Source organism: Comamonas sp. CAH-2 (genome assembly GCF_009668305.1).
In the GTDB taxonomy this organism is placed as follows: domain Bacteria; phylum Pseudomonadota; class Gammaproteobacteria; order Burkholderiales; family Burkholderiaceae_C; genus Comamonas; species Comamonas aquatica.
Map to the genome: position 1 here is coordinate 63,589 of NZ_VSWF01000011.1, position 21,385 is coordinate 84,973.

Annotated in this window: 20 protein-coding genes; all 20 read right to left on the reverse strand. The window is 65.1% G+C overall.

The genetic code is table 11. The annotated features are described in order from the left end of the window. Window positions 1-147 precede the first annotated feature (147 nt). Window positions 148-330, reverse strand: coding sequence for a hypothetical protein (locus tag FYM52_RS08885; RefSeq protein WP_042411411.1), 183 nt, complete (start codon window positions 328-330; stop codon window positions 148-150). A 33-nt stretch (window positions 331-363) separates the two neighbouring features. Continuing rightward, entirely contained in the window at window positions 364-1,287 is a 924-nt protein-coding gene (gene lpxC, locus FYM52_RS08890; protein WP_042411414.1) for a UDP-3-O-acyl-N-acetylglucosamine deacetylase, read from the reverse strand. A gap of 169 nt (window positions 1,288-1,456) precedes the next feature. Then, on the reverse strand, window positions 1,457-2,710 hold the full coding sequence (gene ftsZ / locus FYM52_RS08895; protein ID WP_154163816.1) for a cell division protein FtsZ: 1,254 nt from the start codon (window positions 2,708-2,710) through the stop codon (window positions 1,457-1,459). A 121-nt stretch (window positions 2,711-2,831) separates the two neighbouring features. Beyond that, window positions 2,832-4,061, reverse strand: coding sequence for a cell division protein FtsA (gene ftsA, locus FYM52_RS08900; RefSeq protein WP_042411421.1), 1,230 nt, complete (start codon window positions 4,059-4,061; stop codon window positions 2,832-2,834). 1 nt (window position 4,062) lies between these two features. Then, entirely contained in the window at window positions 4,063-4,917 is an 855-nt protein-coding gene (locus FYM52_RS08905; protein WP_051519332.1) for a cell division protein FtsQ/DivIB, read from the reverse strand. Beyond that, the gene (locus FYM52_RS08910) at window positions 4,917-5,897 is read right to left on the reverse strand and encodes a D-alanine--D-alanine ligase (RefSeq protein WP_043378929.1); all 981 of its coding nucleotides are present in this window, start codon (window positions 5,895-5,897) and stop codon (window positions 4,917-4,919) included. The genes FYM52_RS08905 and FYM52_RS08910 overlap by 1 nt, the downstream gene beginning before the upstream one ends. Beyond that, window positions 5,894-7,327, reverse strand: coding sequence for a UDP-N-acetylmuramate--L-alanine ligase (murC, locus tag FYM52_RS08915; RefSeq protein ID WP_154163817.1), 1,434 nt, complete (start codon window positions 7,325-7,327; stop codon window positions 5,894-5,896). Before murC ends, FYM52_RS08910 begins: the two co-directional genes overlap by 4 nt. After that, a complete protein-coding gene (gene murG, locus FYM52_RS08920) occupies window positions 7,324-8,388 on the reverse strand; it encodes an undecaprenyldiphospho-muramoylpentapeptide beta-N-acetylglucosaminyltransferase (protein WP_154163818.1) in 1,065 nt (354 codons plus the stop codon). Before murG ends, murC begins: the two co-directional genes overlap by 4 nt. Next, on the reverse strand, window positions 8,388-9,653 hold the full coding sequence (ftsW, locus tag FYM52_RS08925; protein WP_042411436.1) for a putative lipid II flippase FtsW: 1,266 nt from the start codon (window positions 9,651-9,653) through the stop codon (window positions 8,388-8,390). Before ftsW ends, murG begins: the two co-directional genes overlap by 1 nt. Further along, the gene (gene murD, locus FYM52_RS08930; RefSeq protein ID WP_154163819.1) at window positions 9,650-11,551 is read right to left on the reverse strand and encodes a UDP-N-acetylmuramoyl-L-alanine--D-glutamate ligase; all 1,902 of its coding nucleotides are present in this window, start codon (window positions 11,549-11,551) and stop codon (window positions 9,650-9,652) included. Before murD ends, ftsW begins: the two co-directional genes overlap by 4 nt. Before the next feature lie 5 nt (window positions 11,552-11,556). Then, window positions 11,557-12,735: a phospho-N-acetylmuramoyl-pentapeptide-transferase gene (gene mraY, locus FYM52_RS08935; RefSeq protein ID WP_042411443.1), complete on the reverse strand. Its 1,179-nt coding sequence runs from the start codon at window positions 12,733-12,735 to the stop codon at window positions 11,557-11,559. Next, window positions 12,726-14,123, reverse strand: coding sequence for a UDP-N-acetylmuramoyl-tripeptide--D-alanyl-D-alanine ligase (gene murF / locus FYM52_RS08940; RefSeq protein WP_154163820.1), 1,398 nt, complete (start codon window positions 14,121-14,123; stop codon window positions 12,726-12,728). Before murF ends, mraY begins: the two co-directional genes overlap by 10 nt. Further along, window positions 14,120-15,619: a UDP-N-acetylmuramoyl-L-alanyl-D-glutamate--2,6-diaminopimelate ligase gene (locus FYM52_RS08945; protein WP_162524683.1), complete on the reverse strand. Its 1,500-nt coding sequence runs from the start codon at window positions 15,617-15,619 to the stop codon at window positions 14,120-14,122. Before FYM52_RS08945 ends, murF begins: the two co-directional genes overlap by 4 nt. Then, window positions 15,616-17,358, reverse strand: a complete 1,743-nt coding sequence (locus FYM52_RS08950; protein WP_042411449.1) for a penicillin-binding protein 2 — start codon at window positions 17,356-17,358, stop codon at window positions 15,616-15,618. Before FYM52_RS08950 ends, FYM52_RS08945 begins: the two co-directional genes overlap by 4 nt. After that, window positions 17,355-17,636 (reverse strand): cell division protein FtsL, encoded by a 282-nt coding sequence (ftsL, locus tag FYM52_RS08955; RefSeq protein ID WP_042411451.1) that lies wholly within the window; start codon window positions 17,634-17,636, stop codon window positions 17,355-17,357. The genes FYM52_RS08950 and ftsL overlap by 4 nt, the downstream gene beginning before the upstream one ends. 37 nt (window positions 17,637-17,673) lie before the next feature. Continuing rightward, on the reverse strand, window positions 17,674-18,600 hold the full coding sequence (gene rsmH / locus FYM52_RS08960; RefSeq protein ID WP_154163821.1) for a 16S rRNA (cytosine(1402)-N(4))-methyltransferase RsmH: 927 nt from the start codon (window positions 18,598-18,600) through the stop codon (window positions 17,674-17,676). 12 nt (window positions 18,601-18,612) lie between these two features. Next, complete coding sequence (gene mraZ, locus FYM52_RS08965) at window positions 18,613-19,041, reverse strand: division/cell wall cluster transcriptional repressor MraZ (RefSeq protein ID WP_042411458.1); 429 nt, start codon at window positions 19,039-19,041, stop codon at window positions 18,613-18,615. Between the two features lie 60 nt (window positions 19,042-19,101). Further along, window positions 19,102-19,245 carry a hypothetical protein gene (locus FYM52_RS08970; RefSeq protein WP_154163822.1) on the reverse strand — a complete coding sequence of 48 codons (144 nt, stop codon included), beginning with the start codon at window positions 19,243-19,245 and terminating at the stop codon, window positions 19,102-19,104. 115 nt (window positions 19,246-19,360) lie between these two features. After that, window positions 19,361-20,680 carry an ATP-dependent protease ATPase subunit HslU gene (gene hslU, locus FYM52_RS08975; RefSeq protein WP_154163823.1) on the reverse strand — a complete coding sequence of 440 codons (1,320 nt, stop codon included), beginning with the start codon at window positions 20,678-20,680 and terminating at the stop codon, window positions 19,361-19,363. 132 nt (window positions 20,681-20,812) lie between these two features. Next, the gene (gene hslV, locus FYM52_RS08980; protein ID WP_042411461.1) at window positions 20,813-21,358 is read right to left on the reverse strand and encodes an ATP-dependent protease subunit HslV; all 546 of its coding nucleotides are present in this window, start codon (window positions 21,356-21,358) and stop codon (window positions 20,813-20,815) included. Window positions 21,359-21,385: the final 27 nt, after the last annotated feature.

Below are 21,385 nucleotides of genomic sequence, written 5' to 3' on the forward strand. Positions count from 1 at the left end.
CGGCTGCCACGACGCCATCATGCGAGAAAAAACGGGCCGCCCAGGCCGATGCAGCCCAGCTTTACGGAACTTTGCCCCTGCCCCGCACCGCTTTGCACAGGCTTTACAGATGCAAGCAAGTGCACACCTCTGCACGGAGCCATGCGCTCAGATCAGCAGGAAGCGCGACAGACCGAGCACGGCAAAAAAGGCCAGCCCGGCGATCACGGCCCACTTCAGAATCACCAGCCCCCAGCGGCGATAGTGCGGCCGACCCGTGCCCAGGTAGAAGACAAAGCACAGGGCCGAGGTGATCAACAAAGCAAAAAGCAGCCAGCGAAAAATCAGCATGGCTGCTTTATACCGTGATTCCCGGGGCGGGACTTACCAGGCCAGGGCGGTCTGGGCAAATCCGGCGGGGGCCTTGCGTTCGTTGTCGAAGGTGACGAATTCCCAGTTGGCGGCATCGGCCAGCACGGCACGGATCAGCTGGTTGTTCATGCCATGGCCCGAGCGGAAGGCACTGTAGGCGCCCAGGATGGGATGGCCGATGACGTACAGGTCGCCGATCGCGTCCAGGATCTTGTGCTTGACGAACTCGTCGTCGTAGCGCAGCCCGTCGCTGTTGAGCACCTTGTAGTCGTCCATGACGATGGCGTTGTCCAGCCCACCGCCCAGCGCCAAGCCGTTGGTGCGCAGCATTTCCACGTCTTTGGTAAAGCCAAAAGTGCGGGCGCGCGCAATGTCGCGCATGTAGTTGCCTTCACCCATGTCGAACTCGAACGACTGGCCGGTGGAGTCCACGGCGGGGTGCGAGAAATCGATATCGAACTTCAGCTTGAAGCCGTGGTAGGGATCAAAGCGCGCCCATTTGAGGTTTTTGCCTTCCCCTTCACGCACCTCCACGGTCTGCTTGATGCGGATGAACTTCTTGGGGGCGTTCTGCAGTTCGATGCCCGCGCTTTGCAGCAGGAACATGAACGAGGACGAGGAACCATCCAGGATGGGCACTTCCTCGGCCGTGATGTCGATGTACAGGTTGTCGATGCCCAGGCCGCACAGGGCGGACATCAGGTGCTCGATGGTGTGCACCTTGGCGCTGCCCACCCCGATGGTGGAGGCCATGCGCGTGTCCACCACCGCCTGGGCCGTGATGGGAATGTCGACCGGCTCCGGCAGGTCCACCCGGCGGAACACGATGCCCGTATCCGGCTGCGCAGGGCGCAACGTCATCTCGACACGCTGGCCGCTGTGCAGCCCCATGCCGACGGCACGGGTGAGGGTCTTGATGGTACGTTGCTGGAGCATGGGGCAATTTTAGCGGCGGAGGGCATTTTTCCGCCCCGCCAAGGACATGGAAATTTCTATAACGCCGATTGACGCCTGCCGTTGACCTCGGTGTGTTGGCCAACGTTACAAGCATAAAAAAACCGGGTTCAAGAACCCGGTTTGGGGACCGCGCTGGCTCGCTGTCGGATCAGTCTGCTTGCTTGCGCAGGAAGGCAGGGATTTCCAGATCGTCCATGCCCCCCGAGGACAAGGCATCCACACGGGCTGCGGCCTGGGTACGGTTGGTGCGCCAGACGCTGGGCACGCTCACATCGGCATAGCCACCGCCCACGCTGGCGGCACCACCCATGGCAGGCGCTGTGGCAGCGCCCATGCTCACGCCGCCCATGGAGGCCGTGGGAGCACCGGCGTAGGCGAAATCGCCGTCCGTGCCGGTGCGCAGGCCACCCTGGACCACGGACATGGCCTGGCGGCGGGCCGCAGGACGCGACAGGCCGGTGGCCACCACGGTCACGCGGATGTCGTCACCCAGCGAGTCGTCGTAGGCGGCGCCATAGATCACGTGCGCATCGGGCGAGGCGTAGGCGTTGATGGTGGACATGGCCAGGCGCGATTCGGCCAGCTTCAGGCTGCCTTTGGCGGCCGTCACCAGCACCAACACACCCTTGGCGCCGGACAGGTCAATGCCTTCCAGCAGCGGGCAGGCCACGGCCTGCTCGGCCGCGATGCGTGCACGGTCGGGACCGGAAGCGCGGGCCGTGCCCATCATGGCCTTGCCAGGCTCGCCCATCACGGTGCGCACGTCTTCGAAGTCGACGTTCACATGGCCGTACTCGTTGATGATTTCGGCGATACCACCCACGGCGTTCTTGAGCACGTCGTTGGCCTGCGCAAAGGCTTCTTCCTGGGTGATGTCATCGCCCAGCACTTCCAGCAGCTTTTCGTTCAGCACCACGATCAGCGAGTCGACATTGGCTTCCAGCTCGGTCAGACCGCCGTCGGCGTTCTGCATGCGGCGACCGCCCTCCCAGTCAAACGGCTTGGTCACCACGCCCACGGTCAGAATGCCCATCTCCTTGGCCACGCGCGCGATCACGGGTGCAGCACCGGTGCCAGTACCGCCGCCCATGCCGGCCGTGATGAACAGCATGTGCGCCCCTTCGATCGCAGCACGGATGTCTTCCACGGCGGCTTCTGCGGCTTCACGGCCCTTGTCGGGCTTGCTGCCAGCACCCAGGCCACTCAAGCCCAACTGGATGGTGCGGTGCGCGTTGCTGCGGATCAATGCTTGCGCATCGGTGTTGGCGCTGACGAATTCAACGCCTTGCACATTGCAAGCAATCATGTGCTCAACGGCGTTGCTGCCGCCGCCGCCCACACCGATCACCTTGATCTGCGTGCCTTGATTGAATGTTTCGGCTTCGATCATTTCGATGGTCATGTTGGTGCTCCTGGAGATTTTTGAAATGGGTTCAGTGGTGCTGTATAGGGGGCTTCTCTTCGTCGTCGGTATCGAAAATCCGTGGGAGGCCCGGTAATGCGCATACGTCGAGAGCACATAGTTAGAAGTTTCCCACAATGAAGTCTTTAAATCGACCAAAAGCGGTCTTCATGGACCCACTCTTTTGTGCCACCTTGAAACCGCGCAATCTTGCTTGTCGCGCTTCTTCCAGCAGCCCCATCACCGTCGCGGAGCGCGGCTGCGCCACCATGTCGGCCAATGCACTGGAATACTTGGGCACGCCGCGGCGCACGGGCTTGAGGAAAATGTCCTCGCCCAGCTCCACCATGCCCGGCATCACGGCACTGCCACCGGTGAGCACGATGCCGGAGGACAACACTTCCTCATAGCCGGACTCGCGGATGACCTGCTGTACCAAAGAGAAGATTTCTTCCACACGGGGTTCAATCACACCGGCCAGCGCCTGCTTGCTGATCATGCGGGGGCCGCGATCGCCCAGGCCAGGCACTTCCACCTGGCTGTCGGGATCGGCCAGCATCTGCTTGGCATAGCCGCTTTCCACCTTGATGTCTTCGGCATCCTTGGTGGGGGTGCGCAGCGCCATGGCGATGTCGCTGGTGATCAGGTCGCCGGCGATCGGAATCACGGCGGTATGGCGGATCGCACCGCCGGTGAAGATGGCGACGTCGGTGGTGCCGGCGCCGATGTCGACCAGGGCCACGCCCAGGTCGCGCTCATCGTCGGTCAGCACGGCCTGGCTGGCCGCCAGCGGGTTGAGCAGCAGCTGCTCCACCTCCAGGCCACAGCGACGCACGCACTTGATGATGTTTTCCGCCGCGCTTTGCGCGCCGGTCACGATGTGCACCTTGGCCTCCAGGCGGATGCCGCTCATGCCCACGGGTTCCTTGACGTCCTGGCCGTCGATCACGAACTCCTGGGGCTCCACCAGCAACAGGCGCTGGTCCGAGGAGATGCTCACCGCCTTGGCGGTTTCGATCACACGCGCCACATCGGTGGGCGTGACTTCCTTGTCCTTGATGGCCACCATGCCGCTCTGGTTCAAGCCGCGGATGTGGCTGCCGGTGATGCCGGTGTAGACACGCTGGATCTTGCAGTCGGCCATCAGCTCGGCCTCTTTGAGGGCCTGCTGGATGCTCTGGACCGTGGCTTCGATGTTTACCACCACGCCACGCTTGAGGCCGTTGCTCGGCGCCACGCCCAGCCCTGCCAGCTTGAGCTCGCCATTGGGCATGACCTCGGCGACCACGGCCATCACCTTGGCAGTGCCAATGTCCAAACCGACGACGACGTCTTTGTACTCTCTTGCCATATCAGTGCCTGCCCTCAGTAGGTCGTGTTTTTTTGCTATCTTTTTGTTGCTGTGCTGCTTGGCGTCTGGCCATTTCCAATGCCTTTTCTCGCGACACGGTGGTCACGCCACGCAAGCGCAGGGCGTAGCCATCGGGGTAGCGCAGATCTGCGTACTCCAAGGCCTCGGTCGTGCGCTGGTATTGCTGGGTAATTTGCGGCAGCGTCCGCACAAAACGCTGCGTGCGCTGCAAGACTTCTTCCGGCTTGCCGCTGCCCAGCTCGATGCTGGCGCCGTTGTCGAGCTGTACCAGCCAGCTGCCGCGGTCACGCCAGGTCAGCGCATCCACAGGCGCCCCAATGGCGGTGAAGACGGGGTCCAGGGCGTAGTACATGCGCAGCACCTCGACGGCCGAGCCCTCGGGGCCAGAAAGGCGAGGCAAGCCTTCACGCTCCACCTCGCCCACATTCGCCTCGAACACCTCACCCATGGTGTTGACCATCGCGGTCCCGGTCTCCGGCCCCCAGTACGCCTGGGGTTCGTGCTCGTGCAGGATGACGCGCAAGCTGTTCGGATACTCGCGCCGCACCTCGGCCTGGCGCACCCAGGGCACCTGTTCGAAGGCTTCGCGCGCGTCCTTCAGATCGATCGTGAAGAAATTGCCGGTCAGGTGCGGGGCCACATTCGCTCGCAGGGTCACAGCATTGTTGTGCAGCATCTCCCCTTCGACCACGATGCGCGCAATCGAGAAGGCCGGATGGCGCACCGCCCACCAGCTCACCACCGCCAGCATGAGGATGGCCACCCCACCGAACATGGCCGTTGCGGTCACGTTCATGAGTTTGACATCCAAAGGGGCTGGCATGGAGTAGCTCATCAGGCCGCACGCTCCTCTGACGACGTGCTGTCCAGCGAGGCCGAAGCCAGGATGGTCAGGCACAGTTGCTCATAGCTCATGCCGCGCGCACGCGCGGCCATGGGCACCAGCGAATGGCTGGTCATGCCGGGCGAGGTGTTGATCTCCAGCAGGAAGGGCTGGCGATCGCTCTGACGGATCATCACGTCGGCACGGCCCCAGCCGCGGCAGCCCAGGGTGCGGAAAGCCTTTTCCACGATCTGCTGGATGCGCGCTTCCTCGTCCGCCGGCAGGCCGCTGGGGCAGTGGTACTGCGTGACGTCGGTGAAGTACTTGTTCTGGTAGTCGTAGTTGCCGTCGGGCGCCACGATGCGGATCACGGGCAAGGCCGCAGCCGCTGCGCCTTCGCCCAGGACGGCGCAGGTGGTTTCCTCACCGGCGATGAACTGTTCGCACAGCACTTCGTCGTCGTACTTGGCGGCCAGGGCATAGGCTGCGGCGCACTGGCTGGCGTCCGTCACCTTGGTCAGGCCCATGCTGGAGCCATCGCGGGCGGGCTTGACGATCATGGGGGCGCCCAGGGCCGCCAGGGCTGCGGTGGTTGCCTCGGGGCTTGCCACCATGCGCCAGTCCGGCGTGGGCAGGCCTTCGAAGCGCCAGATGCGCTTGGTCATGATCTTGTCCATGGCCATGCTGGACGCCATCACGCCGGAGCCGGTGTACGGAATGCCCAGCAGCTCCAGCGCACCCTGCACCGTGCCGTCTTCACCGAAACGGCCATGCAAGGCGATGAAGCAGCGCGCAAAGCCTTGGGCTTTCAGCGCGCCCAGCTCCTGCTCGGCGGGATCGAAGGCGTGGGCATCCACCCCCTGGGCACGCAGGGCGTCGAGCACGCCCTGCCCCGACATCAGGGACACCTCGCGCTCGGACGAACGGCCGCCCATCAGCACGGCCACTTTGCCCAGGGCACGCGGATCGATTTTCTTCATGGAATTGCTCATAGCGCAGATCCTTTCTGCGCTTGCAGCTCTTTTTTCTCTAGCATTTCAACCAATTGCGCGGGGACCGCGCCAATCGACCCTGCGCCCATGCACAGCACCACATCCCCAGGCTGCGCATTGTCCGCAATTGCCTGGGGCAAATCCGCAATTGTCTCAATAAAAATGGGCTCCACACGCCCTGCAACGCGCACGGCACGTGCCAGCGCGCGCCCATCCGCGGCCACGATGGGGGCTTCGCCGGCGGCATAGACCTCATTGAGCAGCACCGCATCGGCGGCGCCCAGGACTTTGACGAAGTCTTCGAAGCAGTCGCGCGTGCGGGTGTAGCGGTGGGGCTGGAAGGCCAGCACCAGACGGCGCCCAGGGAAAGCCCCCCGCGCAGCGGCCAAGGTGGCGGCCATTTCCACGGGGTGGTGTCCGTAGTCGTCGATCACGGTGAACGTACCGCCCTGTGCGCAAGGCAGATCGCCATAGCGCTGAAAACGGCGACCAACGCCCTTGAAACCCTCCAGGGCGCGCAGCAAGGCGGCATCGGGCAGCTCCAGCTCCATGGCCACGGCCACGGCCGCCAGTGCGTTGAGCACGTTGTGCTCACCCGCCAAACTCAGGGTCACATCCAGCTCGGGATAGGTCTGGCCGTTCTGGCGCAGCACCTTGAAGCGCATCTGGCCATGCTCGGCGCGCACATCCACGGCCCGCACCTGCACATCGGGGGCGAAACCATAGGTGGTCACAGGCCGCGCCAGCGCGGGCAGGATGTCGCGCACCGCCGGGCTTTCGGCACAGACAATGGCACGCCCGTAAAACGGCATGCGGTGCAGGAAATCGACAAAGGCCTGCTTCAGCTTGCCGAAGTCGTGGCCATAGGTTTCCATGTGGTCGGCATCGATGTTCGTGACCACCGCCATCACCGGCAGCAGGTTCAAGAACGAGGCATCCGACTCGTCGGCCTCGACCACGATGTAGTCACCCTGGCCCAGCTTGGCATTCGCACCGGCGCTGTTGAGCTTGCCACCGATGACGAACGTGGGGTCCAGCCCGGCCTCGGCCAGCACACTGGTCACAAGGCTGGTGGTGGTGGTCTTGCCATGGGCGCCAGCGATCGCGATGCCCTGCTTGAAACGCATCAGCTCGGCCAGCATCAGGGCCCGGGGCACCACGGGAATCTTGCGCGCACGCGCTTCCAGCACCTCGGGGTTGTTGGCCTGCACGGCGGTAGAGGTCACGACCACATCGGCGGCCTGCACCTGGGACGCGGCATGGCCCACAAACGTCTGGATCCCCAGCGCCTGTAGGTGCTGCAGGGTGGCGCTTGGCGCCAGATCGGAGCCGGAGACGGTATAGCCGAGGTTGTGCAAAACCTCGGCGATCCCGCTCATGCCGGAGCCACCCAGACCCACGAAGTGGATGTTTTGAATGGCGTGTTTCATGCGGCGAGCTCCTCGCACGCAGCGACCACCTCGCGGGTGGCATGAATCTTCTGCATCGTTTTCGCTTTAAGGGCAACGTTCAAGAGTGTTGAACGCTGCATATTCTGTAGCATTTCTGCCAGTTTTTGTGCATTCAATGCAGGTTGTGGCATTAACCATCCACCCCCGGCATCCACCATGAAGTGCGCGTTCGTGGTCTGGTGGTCATCGACCGCGTGCGGGAAGGGCACATAAATCGCCGCCACACCAACGGCCGCCAGCTCGGTCACGGTGCTCGCACCGGCGCGGCAGATGACCAGGTCCGCGTCGGCAAAGGCCTGCGCCGTGTCTTCGATGAAGGGCGTCAGCTCGGCCTGCACCCCGGCGGCCGCATAGTTGGCACGCAGGGCATCGATCTGTTTGGCGCCGCTCTGGTGCACCACCTGCGGGCGTGCCTCGACCGGCAGCAGGGCCACGGCCTGGGGCACGATGTCGTTCAAGGCCTTGGCACCCAGGCTGCCGCCCACCACCAGCACCTTGAGTGGGCCGCTGCGGCCGGCAAAGCGCTCGGCCGGCTCCGGCTGCTGCAGGAAGGCCTGGCGCAAGGGGTTGCCCACCCACTGCGCCTTGGGCAGCGCATTCGGAAATGCTGCAAACACCTTGTCGGCGACGCTGGCCAGCACCTTGTTGGCCATGCCGGCCACGGAGTTCTGCTCGTGCAGGATCAACGGCTTGCCCGCCAGCACGGCCATCATGCCGCCGGGGAAGCTGATGTAGCCCCCAAGGCCGATCACCACGTCCGGCTTGACGCGGCGCACCACCGACAGCGCCTGCGCGAAGGCCTTGAGCAGGCGCAGCGGCAGCAGGGCCAGGGTGAGCAGGCCCTTGCCGCGCACTCCTGCAAAATCAATCGTCTCCAGCAGGAACCCCTGGGGCGGCACCAGCCGCTCTTCCATGCTGCCGGGCGCCCCCAGCCAGTGCACACGCCAGCCTTGCTCGCGCAGCGCGTGGGCCACGGCCAAGCCCGGGAAGATATGCCCCCCGGTGCCGCCTGCCATGACCAAAGCCACTTTCTCTTGCATCACTTCCTCACCTTTGGACTGATGAGCTTGTTCTCATAGTCAATCCGCAATACCACCGCCACCGCGACCAGGTTCATCAACACCGCCGAGCCACCGAAGCTCATCAGCGGCAACGTCAGCCCCTTGGTGGGCAAGGCCCCCAGGTTCACGCCCATGTTGATGAAGGCCTGAAAGCCAAACCACAGCGCCACCCCCTGGGCCACCAGACCGGAAAACACCTTGTCGTGGAAGATCGCCTCCCGGCCGATTTCGATGATGCGGCGGGTCAGCCAGACAAAGGCAACGATCAGGATCAGGATGCCGATGAAGCCGAACTCCTCGCCAATCACGGACAGCAGGAAGTCGGTGTGCGCCTCGGGCAGCCAGTGCAGCTTCTCCACACTGCGGCCCAGGCCCACGCCGAACAGCTCGCCCCGTCCGATGGCGATCAGGGCGTGCGAGAGCTGGTAGCCCTTGCCCAGCGCATGGTCCACCGAGAACGGGTCCAAGTAGGCAAAGATGCGCTCGCGCCGCCAGGGCGAGAAGGCGATCATCAGCACAAAGGCCCCGACCACCAGCGCCGCCATCAGAAAGAACATGCGCGCATTCACGCCGCCCAGGAACAGGATGCCCATCGAGATCACTACGATCACGAGGAAGGCCCCCATGTCGGGCTCGGCCAACAACAGCACGCCCACGACGAACACGGCCGCGGCCATGGGCAGCACGGCGCGGAAGAAGCGCTCCTTCACGTCCATGCGGCGCACCATGTAGTCGGCGGCATAGACCAGCACGGCGAACTTGGCCAGCTCCGAAGGCTGGAAATTCATCACCCCCAGCGGCAGCCAGCGCCGCGCGCCATTCACGACAAGGCCCACGCCGGGCACCAGCACCATCACCAGCAGCAGCAGGGCCAGCAGGAACATGGGCACGGCCAGCCGCTCCCAAGTTTTCATCGACACCTGGAAGGCCAGCAGCGCCGCCACAAAGCCCACGCCCAGGCTCATCGCATGCCGCAACAGGAAGTGGTAGTGCTCGATCTTGCCGAAGCGCGGGTTGTCCGGCATGGCGATCGAGGCCGAGTACACCATCACCAGCCCCCAGGCCAGCAAGGCAATCACCACCCAGATCAGGGCCTGGTCCAGCCCCAGGGCCGTGGGCGGCAGAGCCCGGGTGTTGCGGTACTCCGTGCCCCCCACGCGCACGGGCAGCACGTCGACAGGCTTGTCGGCCGCGCCGGCCAGCCAGCCTTGCAGGCGTTCGCGCACATGGGTCAGGGCGTTCATGCGTCGTACCCTCCGAGGATCTGTCCGGCCTCATCGGCCAGCTCCTGCACCGCCGCCACAAACACCTGGGCGCGGTGGGCATAGTCACGGAACATGTCCATGCTGGCGCAGGCGGGCGACATCAGCACGGCATCGCCCTCCCGGGCCTGGGCACTGGCCAGTTGCACGGCCTGCGCCATGTCGGCGGCCTCCAGCAGGGGCACGCCTTCGCCCTGCAGGGCTTGCTTGATCAACGGGGCATCGCGCCCGATCAGCACCACGGCGCGCACATAGCGCGCCACCGGGGCGGCCAGCGGGGTGAAATCCTGCCCCTTGCCCAGCCCGCCCAGGATCAGCACGATGCGCCGATCGGCCCCCAGGCCGGTCAAGGCAGCGACGGTGGCCCCCACGTTCGTGCCCTTGCTGTCGTCAAAATATTCCACGCCCTGCACGATGCCGATCGGCTCCACGCGGTGGGGCTCGCCACGGTATTCGCGCAGTCCGTACAGCATGGGGCCCAGCGCGGCACCGGCCGCCTGGGCCAGCGCCAGCGCGGCCAGGGCGTTGGTGGCGTTGTGGCGGCCGCGGATGCGCAGGGCATCGGCGGGCAGCAGTCGCTGCAGGTGCAGCTCTTCCTGCGGGTCGCGCGCGCGGCGACCCGCCTGGTCCACTTCCAGCGCGCGCACCAGCCAGGCCATGCCGGCCACCATCTCGATGCCATAGTCACCGGGGTTGCGCGGCAGATCGGCGCCAAAGCTGATGTGGGCGCGCTGCTGCGGCTTCTGCAGCTTGACCTTGACCGGCGCAGGCAGCATGTCCATGACGGTGCGGTCCTCGCGGTTCAGCACCATCAGGCCGTGCTCGCCGAAGATACGGGCCTTGGCGGCGGCATAGGCGTCCATGCTGCCGTGCCAGTCCAGGTGGTCCTGCGTGACGTTGAGCACCACGGCGGCGGTCGGCTCGAAGCCCTGCACACCATCGAGCTGGAAGCTGGACAGCTCCAGCACCCAGACCTGGGGCAGGTCCTGCGCGTCGATGCGCGCGCTCAGGGTGTCCAGCAAGGTGGGACCGATGTTGCCGGCCACCCCCACGCTCAGGCCGGCATGCTCCAGCAGCTTGCCGGTCAGCGAGGTCACCGTGGTCTTGCCATTGGTGCCGGTGATGGCCAGCAGCTTGGGCTGGTAGCCATGCGCCTGGGCCATGCCCTGCAGGGCCGCGGCGAACAAATCCAGTTCGCCACCGACAGGCAGGCCGATCGCACGCGCGGCGTCCGCCACGGGCGCGATCACGTCCGGCGCCAGGCCGGGGGAACGGTACACGGCGTTCAGGCTCTGACCGTCCACCAGGGCACTGGTCAACGGACCGCCCACAAACCGCGCCTGCGGCAGCTCGCTGTGCAACAGCGCCAGCTGGGGCGGGGCTTCGCGGGTGTCGGCCACGGTGACTTCGGCCCCGGCACGCACGCACCAGCGCGCCATGGACATACCCGAGGCGCCCAGGCCCAGGATCAGCACGCGCCGGCCCTGCAGGTGCTGCGCCTGGTCCTGCGGCCATTGCGCAGGCACGGGGGGCAGCGCCACCGCAGGGGCGGCATCCACGGGCACGGCCACGGCGGTGACGTCGGCATCGGCCGCATCCGACATGCTGGGGTCGGTGAAAATCTGCGCCACAAAGGCAGCCGCGTCCTTGGCGGCGCTCAGGCTGCTGACGTCGGGCACGGGTTCCGCCCAGGCAGGTAGCGCCTCTTTTTCAGGAGCAGCTGGCGCTTGCGATTCGGCCACTTCAGACACTTTTGCATCGCCATCCAAGGATGCATGCGCGCTGACTGCTCCTGAATTTTCCAGCTGTACCGCAGCGTCGACCGGCGCCACCGCAGTGTCGGGGTGGGGCTGGGCCGGTGTGAGGTCTTGGGTGTGCATGGAGCCTACCTCAGCTTCAGCGTGGACAGGCCGATCAGGCACAGCAGCATGGTGATGATCCAGAAGCGGATCACGACCTGCGTTTCCTTCCAGCCGCTCTTTTCAAAGTGGTGGTGCAGCGGCGCCATCTTCAGCAGACGACGGCCTTCGCCATAGCGCTTCTTGGTGTATTTGAACCACACCACCTGCAACATCACCGACAGGGCCTCGGCCACGAAGATGCCGCCCATGATGGCCAGCACGATCTCCTGGCGCACGATCACGGCGATGGTGCCCAGGGCGCCGCCCAGGGCCAGCGCGCCCACGTCGCCCATGAAGATCTGCGCGGGGTGGGCGTTGAACCACAGGAAGGCCAAACCGGCACCGGCCATGGCGCCGCAGAAGATCATCAGCTCGCCCGTGCCGGGGATGCTGGGGAAGTGCAGGTACTTGGCGTAGCTGACGTTGCCGGTCACATAGGCAAAGATGCCCAGCGCCGTACCAACCATGATCACCGGCATGATGGCCAGGCCATCCAGGCCATCGGTCAGGTTGACGGCATTGCTGGCGCCAACGATGACCAGGTAGGTCAGTATGACGAAGCCCAACACGCCCAGCGGGTAGCTGACTTCCTTGAAGAACGGCACCTGCAGCCCGGCCTGCGGCGGCAGGTCCATGGAGAAGCCCGACTGCACCCAGGTCACGAACAGCTCGAAAGCGCGGCTGTTGGTGTTTTCGGAAATGCTGAACACCAGGGCCACGGCGGCAATCAGGCCGATCACCGACTGCCAGAAATACTTCTCGCGCGAGCGCATGCCCTCGGGGTCCTTGTTGACCACCTTGCGCCAGTCATCGACCCAGCCGATGGCGCCAAAGCCCATGGTCACCACCAGCACGATCCAGACGAAGCGGTTGCTCAGGTCAAACCACAGCAGGGTGGACGCGGCGATGGCGAACAGGATCAGTACCCCGCCCATGGTGGGCGTGCCGTTCTTCACCAGGTGGGTCTGCATGGCATAGCCGCGCACGGGCTGGCCCACCTTCAGCGCGGTCAGCATGCGGATGGCCTTGGGGCCGATCCACAGACCGATCACCAGGGCGGTCAGCGCCGCCATCACGGCGCGGAAGGTGATGTACTGCACCACGCGCAGGAAACCGAAATCGGGCGACAAGGTCTGCAGCCACTCAGCCAAGATCAGCAGCATGCTGCGCCCTCCCCGCAAGCGCTTTCCAGGGCCTGCACCACGTGTTCCATCTTCATACTTCTCGAACCCTTGACCAGCACGCTGCCGGTCTCCCCCATGCGGGCCTGCACCGCTGCCACCAGCGCTGCCATCTCTTCAAAATGCGTAGCACCCTGCCCAAACGCAGCCACGGCGTGCTGCATTTGTGGCCCCAATGCCAGGAAAGTTTCAATGCCGGCCTGCCGGGCACTGGCGCCGACTTCCGCGTGGAAGGCCGGGCCCTGGTCGCCCACCTCGCCCATGTCCCCCAGCACCAGCAGGCGTGGCGCGGGCAGCTCGGCCAGCACGGCAATTGCGGCCTGGACGGAGTCGGGGTTGGCGTTGTAGGTGTCGTCCACCACGTCCACGCGCCGGCCCGCGCACACCACCGCGGTGGAGCGCGAACGGCCCTTGACCGGCTGGAAGGCGCTCAGCCCCTGGGCAATCGCCGCCAGGGGCACGCCCGCCGCCAGAGCACAGGCCGCAGCCGCCAGCGCATTGCGCACGTTGTGGCGGCCGGCGATGTGCAGCGCGCAGTCAAAGCGGCCGTGCGGGGTCTGCACCTGCACCTGCCACGCGCTGTCGGCCCAGGTGGCCTGCAGGCTGCGCACGTCGGCGTCCTCGCCCCCGAAAGTCAGCACCGGGCGCTGGCCCGCCAGGGCGCGCCACAGCGGAGTGAAAGCCTCGTCGGACGGGAACACGGCCACGCCATCGGCGGGCAGGTAGGCCAGCACGCTGCCGTTTTCCTCGGCCACGGCCTGCACGGTGTGCATGAATTCCTGGTGCTCGCGCTGGGCGTTGTTGACCAGGGCCACCGTGGGCTGGGCGATGCGCGCCAGCTCGGCAATCTCGCCGGGATGGTTCATACCCAGCTCCACCACGCCCAGTTGGTGCACGGCACTGAGGCGGAACAGGGTCAGCGGCACGCCAATCGCGTTGTTGAAGTTGCCCTGGGTCGCAAACGCCGCATCGCCGGCCTGGGCCTTCAGGATGCTGGCGATCATCTGCGTCACCGTGGTCTTGCCATTGCTGCCGGTGACGGCAATCAAGGGCAGGCCAAACATGCTGCGCCAGCCGGCCGCCAGGGCCCCCAGGGCCTGGGTGGTGTCCGGCACCTCGATGCCGGGCAGGCCCAGCGCCTCCAGGCCACCGTGCGCGATCGCCGCGGCGGCCAGGCCCTGCGCCCGCACCTGGGGCAGAAAGTCATGTGCATCCATGCGCTCACCCTGGAGCGCCACAAACAGATCGCCCGCCTGCAAGCTGCGGCTGTCCGTGTGCACACGCAGCAGGGGCGTGGCACCATCGCCCACCAGCCGCGCCTGCGGCTGGAAGGCCTGGATCCACTGCCATGCCTGTTGCAAAGTCATCATTGCTGCATTCCCTCTCGCCGGAGCAAGGCGGCACGCGCCTTGTCCATGTCGGAAAACGGGTGCTTCACACCCTGGATTTCCTGGTAGTCCTCATGGCCCTTGCCCGCCAGCAGCACCACATCCTGGGTGCTGGCCTGGGCAATGGCCTGTTCAATCGCCTGCGTGCGGTCCACCACCACCTGCACGCCATCCAGCCGCATGCCGGCCGTGATCTGCTGCACGATGGTCTGGGGGTCTTCGCCACGCGGGTTGTCGCTGGTCACCCACACCACGTCGGCCTGGCGCTGCGCAGCCTGGCCCATCAGGGGGCGCTTGCTGCTGTCGCGGTTGCCGCCACAGCCAAACACGCAGTGCAGCCGGCCGCCCCGCGCGCGCGCCACGGGCTGCAGGCCCTGCAAGGCTTGCTCCAGCGCATCGGGGGTGTGGGCATAGTCCACCACCACCAGGGGCAGATCAGCCTGGGCTATCTGCTGCATACGCCCAGGCACCGGTGCCAGCCCCTGGCACAAGGCCACGGCATCCGGCAGCGTCCAGCCCCAGCTGCGCAGCACAGCCAGCACGCCCAGCATGTTGCTGACGTTGTACTGGCCGATCATCTGGGTGGTCATGGTCACGGACTGCCCGTCTTCCTGTACCTCGAAGCACAGCCCCTGCAGTCCATGGCGCACGTCCGTGGCCCGCAAGCGTGCCGGGGCATTCACCGCCACGGTCCACAGATCCAGGCCTGCGCGCCCCTGCAGCTGCTGCGCCAGCAACTGCCCATGGGCATCGTCGACGTTGAGCACAGCCACCTGCAGGCCTGCCCAGGCAAACAGCTTGGCCTTGGCTTGCCAATAAGCCGCCATGCTGCCGTGGTAGTCCAGGTGGTCCTGCGTGAAATTGGTGAACACCGCGGTGTGGATGTGCGTGCCAGCCAGGCGGTGCTCCTCGATGCCGATGGACGAAGCTTCGATCGCGCACGCGGCCAGGCCCTGCTGCACGTAATCGGCAAACGCATACTGCAAGCAGACAGGATCGGGCGTGGTCATGCCTGTGCTGACCACCTGGGGCGGCACGCCGATGCCCAGCGTGCCCACCATGGCACAGCCCTGGCGCCCTTGCAGCTGGAACCCGGCCAGCGCATGCGCCAGCCACCAGGCCGTGGAAGTCTTGCCATTGGTGCCGGTGACGGCGACCACCCGCAACTGCTGCGAAGGGTGCTGGCACCATTGCGCCGCCAGCTCGGCCGTGGCGGCCTTCAAGCCGCGGTAGCTGGCCACCGCGCCGGGCAGGCTGAAGGCCTCGACGCCGTCGTGCTCGACCAGGCACGCGACCGCACCGCGCGCGATGGCCGAAGCCACATGCTGGCGCCCGTCGGTCACGCCACCGGGCCAGGCGATGAAGCCATCCCCGGGTTGCACCTGGCGGCTGTCGGTGCGCAGTTGGCCGGTGACTCGGGCGCGCAGCCAGGCCAGGGCCTGGGGCAGATCATGCAAAAACTCAGGGGCGCGACTCACAGCGATTCCTCCACGGGGTTGGCGACGATTTGCGGCTGTACCGCCATGTCGGGAGCCACCCCCAAGAGACGCAAGCTCTGCTGCACCACCGTGCTGAAGACGGGCGCCGCCACCGTGCCCCCGTAATAGGTGCCGTTGCTGGGCTCATCCACCATCACTGCCACAATCACGCGCGGATCTTCAATCGGCGCCATACCGGTAAACCAAGCGCGGTATTTTCCTTGTGCATAGCTTTTGCCCACTTGCTTGCGGGCGGTACCTGACTTGCCACCCACGGAATACCCGACCGTCTGCGCGCGCTGCCCCGTCCCGCCCGGGCCGGTGGCCAGGGCCAGCATCTTGCGCACCTGCTCGGCGGTCTTCTCGGAAAACACCGGCACGCCCACAGGGGGCCTGTCCAGTTTCAGCATGGTGGCGGGGATCACCTTGCCGCCGTTCGAGAACACGGTGTAGGAACGCGACATCTGCAGCAAGCTGGCCGACAGGCCATAGCCGTAGGACATGGTGGCCTGTTCCACCGGGCGCCAGGTCTTGTAGGGGCGCAGACGGCCACTGGCCGCGCCGGGGAAGGCAATCTGCGGCTTCTGGCCGAAGCCCACGGCCGAGAACGTCTCCCACATTTCCTGCGCAGTGAGCTGCTGGGAGATCTTGGTCGTGCCCACGTTGCTGGACTTCTGGATCACCCCTTCGACCGTCAGCACCCCGTAGTTGTGCGTGTCGGAAATGGTGGAGCCGGTCACATTGATACGGCCGGGCGTGGTGTCCACGATCGTCGAGGGCTTGAACTTGCCACTCTCCAGGGCGATGCCGACGGTAATCGGCTTCATGGTCGATCCCGGCTCGAACACGTCGGTGATGGCGCGGTTGCGCAGCTGCTCCCCGGTCAGGTGCTTGCGGTTCGACGGGTTGAAGCTGGGGTAGTTGGCCAGGGCCAGCAGTTCGCCGGTCTTGGCATCCATGACCACCACAGTACCGCCCACGGCCTTGTGGGCCAGCACCTGCTCCTTGAGCTTCTGGTAGGCAAAGAACTGGATCTTGCTGTCGACCGACAGCTGGATGTCGCGGCCATCGATCGGAGGCACCTCTTCGCCCACGCCATCGACGACCCGCCCCAGGCGGTCCTTGATCACACGGCGCGAGCCGGGCTTGCCCGCCAGGTCCTTTTCGAAGGCCAGCTCCATGCCTTCCTGGCCCTTGTCCTCGACGTTCGTGAAGCCCACGATGTGGGCCGCCGCCTCGCCTTCGGGGTATTGGCGCTTGTATTCGCGGGTCTGGTAGATGCCCTTGATGCCCAGGGCCTTGATCTGCAGACCCACATCCCAGTCCAGCTGGCGCTTGACCCAGACAAAGCTCTTGTCCTCGGCCAGCTTCTTCTTCAACTGGTCCAAGGGCATGTCCATCAGCTTGGCCAGCTTGGGCAGCTTGGCCAGGTCTTCCGGGGTGTTCTTCTCCACGTCCTCGGGGATCGACCAGATGCTGGCCGCTGGCACGCTGGAGGCCAAGATCAGTCCATTGCGGTCCAGGATGCGCCCGCGGTTGGCCGACAGCTCCAGGGTCCGGGCAAAGCGGACCTCACCTTGGCGCTGGAAGAAGTCGTTGTCGATCACCTGCACCCAGGCCGCACGCGCGGCCAGGCCCGTGAAGGCAAGCACGATGCAGCCCATCACGAACTTGCTGCGCCAGGCCGGCGTCTTGCTGGCCAGCAAAGGGCTGGAGGTGTAGGCCAGACTGCGTCTCACCGGGCACCTCCGGCCGGCTGTTCATCGCGCACATAGTGCGTGATGGCGGGCGATGCGCCCTGCAAACCCTGGGCCACGGCCAGGGACTCGATGCGCGAAGGCGAGGACTGCGCGCGCAGTTCCACCTGCAGGCGCTGGTACTCGGTCTCCAGGTTGCGGGCCTCGTTCGTCGCGCGGTGCAGCTCGGTGAACAGGCGGCGCGACTCGTACTGGGTCTCAACCAGGTACAGGCCGCTGAGCAGCACCGCCACCAGCAGCAAGAGGTTCAGGCGCAGCATGCTGCCCCCTGGATGCTGGGCCACTGTGGGCGGGTGGTCATGCTGGCACCTCGGTGCGTTCGGCCACGCGCATCACCGCACTGCGCGAGCGCGGATTGGCGTCCACCTCGGCCTTGCCAGGCTTGATGCGCTCCAGCGCCTTCAGGTGCATGGGCTTGGGTGCGGCAAACGGGGTGCGGCGGTCGTAGACCTCCTTGGCGTGTTCGGCAATGAACTGCTTGACGATGCGGTCTTCCAGCGAATGGAAGCTGATCACCGCCAGACGGCCACCCGGCTTGAGCACGCGCAGACTGGCCTGCAGCGCTTCTTCGAGCTCCACCAATTCGGCATTGATAAAAATCCGCAGGGCCTGGAAAGTGCGCGTGGCGGGGTTCTGTCCATCACGGCTTTTCACAATCTTGCCCACCAGATTCGACAGCTCCGTGGTGGTCTGCAGTGGGCCATGCGCTTCGCGGTGCGCCACGATGGCCTTGGCAATCGGGAACGCCATGCGCTCCTCACCATAGTCGCGGATCACATCGGTGATCTGCTGCACCTCGGCGTCGGCCAGCCACTCGGCCACACTCTGACCGCGCGTGGTGTCCATGCGCATGTCCAGCGGCCCCTCAAAGCGGAAGCTGAAGCCGCGGTCGGCCTGGTCGATCTGGGGCGAGCTCACACCCAGGTCCATCAGGATGCCATCGGCACTCGCCGGCGGCAGTTCGCCGATGTGGCGAAACCCTTCGTGCCGGATAGAAAAACGGGCGTCTTCGATACGCCCGGCTTCTGCAATCGCCAATGGGTCCTTGTCGAAGGCTATCAGCCGCCCCTGCGGGCTCAGCCGGGAGAGAATCAATCGCGAATGGCCGCCACGGCCAAAGGTTCCGTCCACATACATGCCATCGGCCGCGGACGGATCATCGCCCAGCAAGGCATCGACGGCCTCGTGGAGCAAAACTGTGATGTGTTGGAGGGGCTGGTTCAACGCTCGCCCTTTTCAGAAAGCAAAGTCTTGGAATACATCGGGCATGGGCGCCTGCATGGCTTGCGCCTCATGGGCTTCATAAGTGGCTTTATCCCAAAGCTCGAAGTGATTGCCCATGCCGAGCAGGATCACCTCTCTCTCAAGACCGACCGCCTGGCGCAGCTCTGGCGAGACCAGCACACGCCCGGTGCCATCCATGTCCACATCCATGGCGTTGCCCAGGAAGATGCGCTTCCACCACTGGGCCGACATCGGCAACTGGCCGATGCGGTCGCGGAACAGCAGCCACTCGGGACGGGGAAACAGCATCAGACAGCCATGGGGGTGCTTGGTGATGGTGAGCTGGCCTTGGGCCTGCGTGACCAGGGCGTCACGATGCCGGGTCGGCACTGAAAGCCGCCCCTTCGCATCGAGAGTCAGCGAAGACGCCCCTTGAAACACGATGGATCACCCCGTTTGCTTGGACCTTGAGCGCCCGCATGTGGGCGGTTAAGGGAATTCTCACCACTTAATTGCACTTTTTTGCACTGTAGCAGCAATTTGATCCGGCGCCACCCGGAAAAGCACATGCTTTTGCAATGAAATCAATGACTTAGAAATTGCAAACTTGTGAAAACTCGCAAAAAACCCATTGGATTCAATCACTTAGCCACTCATCGAAAAGCAGCACTCGTCCTACGCACCATTTACGTTCTTTATCAAAACAAATCCCCCCAGGCGCCATGGCAGCGCGCGGGGGGATGGGGAGGCTGTTTTTTAGTTACAGGATGTATCTGGACAGATCTTCGTCCTGGCTCAGCATCTGCAGGCGCGCGTCGACGTACGCGGCATCGATGGTGACCGTCTGGCCTGCCAGCTTGACGGCATCGAAGCTGACTTCGTCCAGCAGGCGCTCCATCACCGTGGACAGGCGGCGGGCCCCGATGTTCTCGGTGCGCTCGTTGACCGTGAAGGCCGTGTGGGCCAGGCGGGTGATGCCATCGGCGGTGAAGGCCAGGGTGACGCCTTCTGTCTCCAGCAGTGCCTGGTACTGCTTGACCAGGGACGCGTGGGTCTGCGTCAGGATGGCCTCGAAGTCCTGCACCGACAGAGAATCGAGTTCGACCCGGATCGGGAAGCGCCCCTGCAGTTCGGGAATCAGGTCGCTGGGGCGCGACAAGTGGAAGGCCCCGGAAGCGATGAACAGGATGTGGTCGGTCTTGACCATGCCGTACTTGGTGGACACGGTCGTGCCCTCCACCAGGGGCAGCAGGTCGCGTTGCACGCCCTGGCGCGAGACATCGGAGCCGCTGGTTTCCTGGCGCGTGGCCACCTTGTCGATCTCGTCGATGAAGACGATGCCGTTCTGCTCCAGGTTGGCCAGCGCGCGCGACTTGGTCTCTTCCTCGTTGACAAGCTTGGCCGCCTCCTCGTCGATCAGTTGCTTGAACGCCTCCTTGATCTTGAGCTTGCGCGTCTTGCGCTTCTCCTGGCCCATCTGGCTGAACAGGCCGCGCAGCTGCTCGGCCATCTCCTCCATGCCCTGGGGGCCCATGATCTCCAGTTGGGGCTTGCCCTCGGCCAGATCGATTTCGATCTCCTTGTCGTCCAGTTGGCCCTCGCGCAGCTTCTTGCGGAAGATCTGGCGCGTGCTGTTGTCGGCAGGCACGGCGTCGTGGGTGCGCGCCTGCGGCAGCAGCACATCGAGGATGCGCTCCTCGGCCGCATCTTCGGCGCGCATGCGCAGCTTCTTCACCTCGCCCTCGCGCGCCTGCTTGACGGCGATCTCGGCCAGGTCACGGATGATGGAGTCCACATCCTTTCCCACGTAGCCGACCTCGGTGAACTTGGTGGCTTCGACCTTGATGAAGGGCGCATCGGCCAGGCGCGCCAGGCGGCGCGCGATCTCGGTCTTGCCCACGCCCGTGGGGCCGATCATCAGGATGTTCTTGGGGGTGATTTCCTGGCGCAGGCCATCGGCGACCTGCTGGCGGCGCCAGCGGTTGCGCAGCGCGATGGCCACGGCGCGCTTGGCACCGGCCTGTCCCACGATGTGCTTGTCCAGCTCTGAGACGATTTCCTGGGGGGTCATGGAGGACATGGTCAAAATATCCATCAAATCCGGCTTTGACGCTTATGCAGCAAGCGCCAATAGCTATCAATTATTCAAAATCGCAGTCCAACTGTGTGCGGTCGAACCATGGCAGGCACACACCGGGCCAGCGGGCCGCGCTCACAGCGTCTCGATGGTGTGGTTCATGTTGGTGTAAATGCACAGCTCGCCGGCGATTTCCAGGGACTTCTTCACGATGTGCTCGGCCGACAGCTCGGTGTTGTTCAGCAGCGCCTTGGCCGCCGAATGGGCGTAGGCGCCGCCCGACCCGATCGCCACGATGCCCTGCTCGGGCTCCAGCACATCGCCGTTGCCGGTGATGATCAGCGAGGCCGTGTGATCGGCCACGGCCAGCATGGCTTCCAGCTTGCGCAGCACGCGGTCGGTGCGCCACTCCTTGGTCAGCTCGATAGCGGCGCGCGTCAAGTGGCCCTGGTGCTTTTCCAGCTTGGCCTCGAAACGCTCGAACAGCGTGAAGGCGTCGGCCGTGGCGCCAGCAAACCCGGCCAGCACTTTGCCGTGGTAGAGCTTGCGCACCTTGCGCGCCGTGCCCTTGACCACGATGTGGCCCAGGGTGACCTGGCCGTCGCCGCCGATCGCGACCTGGATGCCTTCGGGCGTCTGCCGACGCACGCTGATGATGGTGGTGCCGTGATACTGTTCCATAGCGATTGCAAATGGGGCCGGCACGCG

Coding starts and splice junctions, on each gene's coding strand:
- FYM52_RS08885 (WP_042411411.1), bottom strand. CDS start 330: ATGCTGATTTTTCGCTGGCTGCTTTTTGCTTTGTTGATCACCTCGGCC.
- lpxC (WP_042411414.1), bottom strand. CDS start 1,287: ATGCTCCAGCAACGTACCATCAAGACCCTCACCCGTGCCGTCGGCATG.
- ftsZ (WP_154163816.1), bottom strand. CDS start 2,710: ATGACCATCGAAATGATCGAAGCCGAAACATTCAATCAAGGCACGCAG.
- ftsA (WP_042411421.1), bottom strand. CDS start 4,061: ATGGCAAGAGAGTACAAAGACGTCGTCGTCGGTTTGGACATTGGCACT.
- FYM52_RS08905 (WP_051519332.1), bottom strand. CDS start 4,917: ATGAGCTACTCCATGCCAGCCCCTTTGGATGTCAAACTCATGAACGTG.
- FYM52_RS08910 (WP_043378929.1), bottom strand. CDS start 5,897: ATGAGCAATTCCATGAAGAAAATCGATCCGCGTGCCCTGGGCAAAGTG.
- murC (WP_154163817.1), bottom strand. CDS start 7,327: ATGAAACACGCCATTCAAAACATCCACTTCGTGGGTCTGGGTGGCTCC.
- murG (WP_154163818.1), bottom strand. CDS start 8,388: ATGCAAGAGAAAGTGGCTTTGGTCATGGCAGGCGGCACCGGGGGGCAT.
- ftsW (WP_042411436.1), bottom strand. CDS start 9,653: ATGAACGCCCTGACCCATGTGCGCGAACGCCTGCAAGGCTGGCTGGCC.
- murD (WP_154163819.1), bottom strand. CDS start 11,551: ATGCACACCCAAGACCTCACACCGGCCCAGCCCCACCCCGACACTGCG.
- mraY (WP_042411443.1), bottom strand. CDS start 12,735: ATGCTGCTGATCTTGGCTGAGTGGCTGCAGACCTTGTCGCCCGATTTC.
- murF (WP_154163820.1), bottom strand. CDS start 14,123: ATGATGACTTTGCAACAGGCATGGCAGTGGATCCAGGCCTTCCAGCCG.
- ftsL (WP_042411451.1), bottom strand. CDS start 17,636: ATGCTGCGCCTGAACCTCTTGCTGCTGGTGGCGGTGCTGCTCAGCGGC.
- hslU (WP_154163823.1), bottom strand. CDS start 20,680: ATGTCCTCCATGACCCCCCAGGAAATCGTCTCAGAGCTGGACAAGCAC.
- hslV (WP_042411461.1), bottom strand. CDS start 21,358: ATGGAACAGTATCACGGCACCACCATCATCAGCGTGCGTCGGCAGACG.